Annotated in this window: 5 protein-coding genes and 1 pseudogene; 1 reads left to right on the plus strand and 5 read right to left on the minus strand. The window is 39.7% G+C overall.

The features are described 5' to 3' along the window. A complete protein-coding gene (locus ACFE90_RS15590) occupies positions 1 to 138 on the plus strand; it encodes a hypothetical protein (protein WP_375501985.1) in 138 nt (45 codons plus the stop codon). Positions 139 to 326: 188 nt separating this feature from the next. On the opposite strand, the gene ACFE90_RS15595 is transcribed toward ACFE90_RS15590, so the two are convergent. The 5 genes and pseudogenes from ACFE90_RS15595 to ACFE90_RS15615 all read right to left on the minus strand — a co-directional run bounded on the left by ACFE90_RS15595 (position 327) and on the right by ACFE90_RS15615 (position 7,860). Then, positions 327 to 890 (minus strand): DUF3124 domain-containing protein, encoded by a 564-nt coding sequence (locus ACFE90_RS15595; protein WP_375501987.1) that lies wholly within the window; start codon positions 888 to 890, stop codon positions 327 to 329. Between the two features lie 94 nt (positions 891 to 984). Beyond that, positions 985 to 1,662, minus strand: coding sequence for a potassium channel family protein (locus ACFE90_RS15600; protein ID WP_375501989.1), 678 nt, complete (start codon positions 1,660 to 1,662; stop codon positions 985 to 987). A 156-nt stretch (positions 1,663 to 1,818) separates the two neighbouring features. Further along, positions 1,819 to 1,971: pseudogene (locus tag ACFE90_RS15605) on the minus strand (bile acid:sodium symporter family protein); the annotation flags it as partial. A 330-nt stretch (positions 1,972 to 2,301) separates the two neighbouring features. After that, entirely contained in the window at positions 2,302 to 6,777 is a 4,476-nt protein-coding gene (locus ACFE90_RS15610; RefSeq protein ID WP_375501991.1) for a translation initiation factor IF-2 N-terminal domain-containing protein, read from the minus strand. 165 nt (positions 6,778 to 6,942) lie between these two features. Then, positions 6,943 to 7,860, minus strand: a complete 918-nt coding sequence (locus tag ACFE90_RS15615; RefSeq protein WP_375501993.1) for a histone deacetylase — start codon at positions 7,858 to 7,860, stop codon at positions 6,943 to 6,945. Positions 7,861 to 7,972 lie beyond the last annotated feature (112 nt).

Consider the following 7,972-nt stretch of genomic DNA (forward strand, 5'->3'; position numbering starts at 1 on the left):
TTGGGAACTGGGGATAGTCTGAGCTTTGTCGATGAACCTCTGAGCTTTGTCGATGAACCTCTGAGCTTTGTCGATGAACCTCTGAGCTTTGTCGATGAACCTTTGAGCTTTGCCGATGAACCTTTGAGCTTTGACTGATTAGAATTTGCTGCCTCTAGTTAGATATTGAGTCTCTGACTCAATGAATGCATTCCCATACGGAGCATGAGAACGAGGAAATTTAATGATTGCATTCCTATGCGGAGCATGGGAACAAGATAACGAGGAAAAACTTAATTACGAATTACGTTAGCGTAGCGTTAACGACGTAGGAGCGTCATTAGGAATTATTTTAAAGGCGATCGCTTATCGTTATTTTGATTTTTAATGACCCTACCAGGACTGATAAAAGAAATTCCTTGTTGAAAGTCAGTACCAATCATGACTGCCTCCACTATCGGTTCGGATATTTCTGTTTGGGCTACCCACTCTACAATAAAGTTTGCACCTAAACCTCCAGTGGTGTCATTTCTATTTATAAAAAAATCTGTAGAAGCTAGGGCATCAAGTTGAACAGGGCGCTCCAAATATTCTTTAACTAGTTTCCCTTCTGAGTTATAGTAGCGCACAGAAGTAATAACGATCGGATTGGTCAAATCTGTATTCCGAATACTTAGCGTAACTGCTAACTCGAAAATCTCCTGCCGATTGTGATGATAGATATGAGAGTAAACAGGAACATAAACAGTTTGACCGCTTGCTATCTTAAAATTCTTATCCAGCGTCACTATTTTTTGGGATGGGGTTGCTGGAATGGCATCGGGTTGTGACTTTGGTGGAATTTCGGGTGATTGACAAGATGCAAGAAAAATAACAGCGATCGCTAAATAAATATGTGGATACGGTTTCATCAAAACTATCTACACCAATTCTAAACCCGCTTGTCAATAGCATTTGAGATGCGCTTACCCTGCTACACCAATTGTTATATATAGCTAACTGCGCTCAACATTTTCGTTCAATAAAATCAATGACTTGATGTAAACATCCTGGTTTAGTCACAATCAGTACAGTTGAATAAGGTTCCAGTATTGTACTACCGTTAGGAATCATCAAATCTTCGTGGGGATGGGGTTGATAGCCAATAATTAGCGAACCACTAGGAAATTGGGAATCCTGAGCAATTTCGGCAACGCTACGACCAGCAACATAGCAATTGTTGGGGATGGAAAGTTTCAGAACCTCAATCTGTCCCTGCTCAAAATGCATCATTGATTCCACTTGCGGATATTCAATGGCATTCACCATTGTTGAAACTGATAGTTCAACAGTACTGACAATATGGTTAGCTCCAGCGATACGTAACGGTTCAGCAAAATCGGGGTGGCGCATCCGACTCAAAATATGGGTGACACCGTAGTGTTTTGCAAGAGTTATCATTGCCAAGTTTAAGGCATCACTTCTAAGAACAGCTGCCAAAGAATCGGCTTTACGAATCCCCGCTTCTAACAATACTTCTGTACTTACAGCACTGCCTTCAAAAGCCATTGCTCCTACTTGTTCACGGGCATAGCGGCAAGCAATAGGGTCAATGTCAATTACGGCAACAGTATGTCCCAGTTCTACCAGTTTTTGCGCCAAACTTAAGCCTACTAAGCCTGCACCACCAATTAGTACGTACATGTATATTCTTGATGCTCTCTTCGATTTTCTATTCCACTTTACAACTTAGCAAAGAAATGAAAGTGTAGCTTGTATAGAAATACTTTCAACCACTGGACAACCAGACTTGGCAATGAGGCAAACTACTTTTATGTTTTCAATAAGCCTTGGCGACAACTAGCCTACCAAAAATCCAGCGCCGATTACAAACATTAGCAGACCATAAATTGCCCCAGGAATCACCATTGTAGGACTATTCAGCAGCGTAGGTGTAGAAGCGATCGCGATCGCCAGAGTCCCATTTTGAATTCCTACTTCTACTGTAATTGCCGTAACAATCGCTTGCTCTAAACCTCTCTTATACATCCAGTCGCACAGAATCCAGAATGAATTCTGGCTCCTGAATTCTCTCCAAGTCAGTCCTTCAAACAAAAGGGGTGATTCTTTTGTGGGTGTAGCGTAGACGCTTTGCGGCTTGTCGCCAGACATCGCTGCTGGGGTCATAAAAGTCTCTAGTCTGTTTCTAAATGAGAAATAATCAGTTTTGCAGGGCAGTTTGTTAATTTTAACTTCTTTCTATTAGCTTAAAAATTACTTTTTCTCACTTTTTTATATTTGCTATTTCTCACCTAAGCCTTTAATTCACAACAAAATAACTTTTCAAATGATTCGAGAAACATCAACGAAACCTCCATGAAGACTTACAATATTTGATACTTCGGAATACATACTTCCGACTTTACCTGATTGATGGGTAAATAAGTTATGACAACCCACAATTATCAGCAGTTCTTGAGCGCGAGAAAATGCAACATTTACCCGTTCTGGCTTCTTCGCAAACCCCACATCTCCTTTGCTATTGTTGCGAACCATACTAACAATTACAACAGGTCGTTCCATACCTTGAAATCTATCTACTGTACCAGTACGAATTTCTAATGAAGGGAAAAGTTCAGATTGCAGGCGTTCATCAATTTTTCTTAATTGAGCGCCATAAAATGTAATTACGGCAATTTCTTTTTTCGGTTCACCATTAGTAACTTTAGAAGCCCAAGTAGTCTCGAACTGCTGACACAGACGTTCAATCGCATCAATTTCTTGAGTATTGAAGTAAGAAGTTCCATTTCGTTGCTCTAAAAACTGATTCTCTATAGGCGTTTTTACCCAGATAAGATGCTGAGACTCTTGGATAATTCCGTCGGCTAGATGATGTGCGCGTTTTGTATCCGGCTCCAAAATACCAGATTCTAGCTTACCATCATAAAACTGATTGATTGCTCCCATAATAAATGGATGCATTCGATATTGTGTAGTTAGCATTTGTTTGATGCTTTCATCAGCAGATTCAAACTGGCTTTTAAATAGTGATTCTTCTAAAAATTGTAGTTCATCTCGTGTGTTGCCAATTGTTTGAGCAACTTCTTCCAAAGTGCTAGTATCAAGCATGGGTGGTAATTGCCGATGATCGCCTACCATGACTAACTTTTTACCTTTCAATGCTGGGATTAATAACTCTGGTGGAGTACACTTACTAACCTCATCAATGATGACGACATCAAAGGACTTGAATTCTTCCGAAAAACCTTTATTTGCAGCTTGAACACAGGTGATACCGACGACGTTGGCATTATCTAAATATATGCGCCTTAAATCGTCGCGGTCGCGTTCATTTGGCTGTCTTAATTTTTCTATCCAATCTTGTACAAAATTCTGATATTTATTGAGATAATCTTCATCTTTTTTTAGTTGCTGTTGCCAAGATTCAAAGCTAATATTAATGCTACGTAATAACTCTATATTAAACAAGTCAGCAGCAAACTTTTCTGGCTTAAACTTATCCGGTATTTTTTGCCATTCTGTCAACCACCAGTTTCTTTCTTCTATTAAAGTTTCTGATGGCTGTGGTTGTAAATTTTGTTCTATTTCATGTAGACTAATTTGGAATCTTTGAAGCTGCTGTAGAGAAGTTTCAGTTTCTTGTTGTACCTTTGATAAATGCTCCTGTAGAGAATTTTTAATCATCTCCAGCACAGCAAAAGGTTCTAATGATGAAATTAGGGTTTCAAGTTGACTAATGGAAGTTTCCCAATAATTAACTTGAGTTGAAAACTCTTGCGGCTGCTCCCAAATCTTTGATTGTGTTGCGAGATATTGTTCAGTTAGAATGCGTAATTGAGCAGGTATATTTTGTTGGTTAAGTTCTTGTAAAATGTTAATAACTCGTCCAAGTTGCGAATTAGCGTCTTGCTGTGCTTTTTCGGCTTCAGCTTGAGTAATGGATATTTGCTGTTGGGGGATTTCATTTTTTTGAAGTTCATTTAATTGGCGTTGCAGATGCTGAAGCTGTTGATCGGTTTCTGTTTTGACTTTTAAAACACATTGACGCGCATTTGCAAGAATAGTATCTAGCAATTCTTGTGTAATCTGGGTGAGAGTAGAGTCAATGTTATCCCATTCCCAAGATGCGCCATAAGTCCGTTGCATTCTAATTAAAAAAACCTGGGTATTTTCAACTAGTAATTTTCGCTGTTTAGGGTTAAGTAGCTGATAATTATTAAACTGTTGATAGGTTTCTTGCCATTGGGTGCGATCGCTCTTTGATAGCACCATTGGAATCTGACTAAAATTTTGTTGCAAAAAATAACTAAAGTTATGCTGTTTACCCTGCCGATCAGTAAAATTTCCGTCTATTTCATAAGCGATCGCTTTTGTCAATAGCTCCCATTCTGGCAGGTTAATTTTGTAAAGTTTTGGTACTATTGGTAATTTTAATGTATTAGCAAACATCAACAAACCTAGCGGCAAGTCCAATAAATTCTCTGTTAGTGGTAAACCTGATTGCTGACAATCTTTCAAAGTTTGATAGAGAAGAGAAGGTGCTGTAGATTTCCATTCCTTAACTGCTGAGATAATATAATCTATTTCACGTTTGCGGTTTTCCCATATCTGGATTGTTTGCTGTATGTTTTGCAGTTTAGCAAGATATTTCTGATAATCTGGTTGTAGCTGATTTAATGAGGCGAAATTTTGTTGGACAATCTGTACTGATGCTGCAAGTTCTGATATAGCTTTACTTGCATTTTGAGCATAAGTCAAAGCAGTTTTAAATCCAGAAATTTCTCTTGCTACAGTTTCACGCAACCAAACCGCTAAACCAAAAGCACCAAGCGCCGGACGCACAAAGCCAAGTTCATCAGTATATTTGATGGTTTGACGAACATTTGCTAAAAATTCTTCTACTAAACTGTTACCTTCTGTATATGGCTTAAGAAACGGCAAAAAATTTGTAACTTCTGGAGCTTCCCAGTTGATATTTGGTGCAGTATTTAGTATATTTTTCAGTCCTACAATTAGTGATTCAACTTCGTTCTGTTTTTCTACAGTTTCGTTGTAAAATTTTTCTTGACTTTTAAAGTTACTCTCTACTTTTAACTTATTCTTATTGAATTTATTTTGTTGCTGATTGAATTCTTCCTCTGCTTGGAGGTAGGCTGTAAATCGTTGTGATGATGCGAGTAATTGACTGAAAGCTTGGATATTTTCGAGCCGTTGAGTGAGATTATTTTCGCAGTCATAAGCTGTATTTTCTAGCCATCTGCCAATCACTTGGTCTTCTAAAAATGGCTGTCCTTCTTCGCTAACTTTCTCGGCTTTGCCTTTTCGTACAGCGCGAATCACAGGGTTGTGAACTAATCGACTCAGGGCATTATCTACTGCTAAATTAGCTTGAGATGCGATTAAGGTACGTCCACCACGAAGGGCTATTTGATAGCAAATCTCGGCAATTACGGTAGTTTTCCCAGTACCTGGTGGTCCTTGGATGAGAACAAGATCCTTAGCGGCAAGTACCTTTTCTACTGCTGCTTTCTGTCCAGGATTTGCAGAAGATAATAATAAATCCTGTGGTTGAAGTTCAACAGTTGTTTTGATTTGTCTAGCTTGAGAAGCATCGAATAAAAAGTTTCCTAAATATGAATTTTGGGTGTAACCATTATTCAAATCATCTAAAGCTTTTTTCTTACGCTGAATCTGCTGAATATCACCAACTGCCTCAAAACACAAAAATCCTGTATCTGGCAACTTATAACGCTCTGTTGCCATGAATTCAGCTAAGTCACGTTCTAGTCTGAGACTAATAATACAACGGTTAGGGTCAACTTCTTCAACAGTCCCTAATTGACGACCGCTAATCCAATTTTTGCCGACGGGAGCAGTTTCAAAAAGCTTTAAATCTTCGTTTTTTGTCCGTCTTGCTCGTTCCCAAAAGTTTTCTACATCGAGAGAATTTTGATAAAACCCGTCAAGGGTAGCTGAAGCTACATCTATTTCAAAACTGATTCGTCTTTTGAAGTTATAGTTATGACTTACGTAACGCACGCAAAACTGACGTGCTTTAGCGATTTTTTCCTCAATCTGCAAAAATGCTTTCCAAGCTTTAAGCTGATCTTCTGTAGGCACATTTTCGCCACAAACTGGCGCGGCTGCAATGCGTTTCAATGTTGCGGGTGGAATGTCGAGATGATGCTGATGATTAGGTAACAGACGCAAGCGACAAGGTATAGCATAGCTATCGGCGTGTCCCCGTGAGGGTTGTAACAATTGAGCCGAAAGTATTTTTATGCCGCCGCGTCCATCTTTTGGTACAGCCGCTCTAAATCCTAATGTTTTTCTGAGCTTCTCAAGCCTTGCGGGTAATGGAAAATCATCGGAGTCTGTTGCTATTGTCAAATCCCAAATTTCTTCTCTTGCTTCTTTCCCCGCGCCTTTGCGACGCACATAAAATAGAGAAGGCTTTTTCCCGACACATTCATACATTAACTCATTGGCGCGATCGCGCCGCTCCCTAAATTCGGGATATGATTTCAGGGCAGCTTCACTTTCAAGATGGCGGATGAAACTATCAATTGCTGAAGCTATAAACATATAGCCCCAATCTTCAGAGTTTGTTTTAGCTTTCGAGGATTTTGCTGTTAGCTTATTTGCTACTGCACGAATACGTTCTGCATCGGATTCTGAGATTGTACTGGTATGGCTTTTGACTACAATTTTGAGCTTTTCGCAAATTAATAATAGCTTCTTGCTATCCAAATTCAATTCTTTTGCTAGTTCGTATATTCTGAGTTTGGCGTTGTTCATCCAGTACTGCCTTTGCACACAAGGTTTTTATATTTTAGAACTCAATATGATTCAGTTAAGGCTAGTGCTGGTTGTCAAAGTCATTTTTTTAATTAACCGCAGAGACGCAGAGGACACAGAGAGAGAAGAAATAGAAGGAAAAAATTGCTTAATTAAGCGGCTGCATCAAAGTTTATACTGCTGGTAAACTTCACTGGCGGCGCGATGCAGCAGGGAGTGTCGCCATACTAAAGATTTCATATCATCAGCATAACCACCGCCAATGACGCAGGCGACTGGATAACCGCTACTTATACAGGTACTCAAAACCTGCATTTCTCGGCGAAAAATGCCAGCATCGGTTAAGGCTAATTTTCCCAAGCGATCGCCTATATGAGGGTCAACACCTGCATCATAAAATACTAAATCTGGCTTGACTTTAGATAATAAATCTGATAAATAATTCGCTAAAGTTTGTAAATAAGCATCATCCTCCATTCCCACTGGCAAAGGAACATCCAAATCGCTGTTTTGTTTAGTACCGGGGAAATTGACTTCGCAGTGCATAGAAAAAGTAAAAACGCTGTCGTCGTCTTGGAAGATAAAAGCGGTGCCGTCTCCTTGATGCACATCCAAATCTACAATTAGGATTTTTTTGACTAGTCCGAATTTTTGTAAAACGCGACAGGCGATCGCTAAATCGTTGAAAATACAAAAACCAGATCCATAACTAGGAAAAGCATGATGGGTTCCACCAGCCGTATTACAAGCTAAACCCTGACTTAGTGCCAGTTTAGCAGTCAGTATCGTACCACCTACCGCCACACAAGTACGATTCGCTAATGCTGGACTCCAAGGCAAACCAATGCGTCGCTGTGCTTTAGCATCTAAGGTTCCCTCACAGTAAGCTTGAACGTAGCTTGGAGTGTGGACTAATTCTATCAACTCTGACGGCGGACATTCAGGCGTGTGAAATTGTTCTGTTTGCGCCACGCCGTCAGCTAACAGCAATTCGTAGAGTTGTCGGAATTTAGACATCGGGAAACGATGCCCTTCAGGTAGCGGGGCAACATAATCTGGGTGGTAAATAATTGGCAAGTCCATAAGCCAGAAAATCTAAATCAGCTAATCCGACAACTAATACTATTTGATATCAAGTCTGGTGAATCACTTATGATTACCGTATCTGTGCAAAAATCCCAAAAGCCTCTTTCCC

It is taken from the genome of uncultured Nostoc sp. (assembly GCF_964245445.1).
GTDB lineage: Bacteria > Cyanobacteriota > Cyanobacteriia > Cyanobacteriales > Nostocaceae > Nostoc.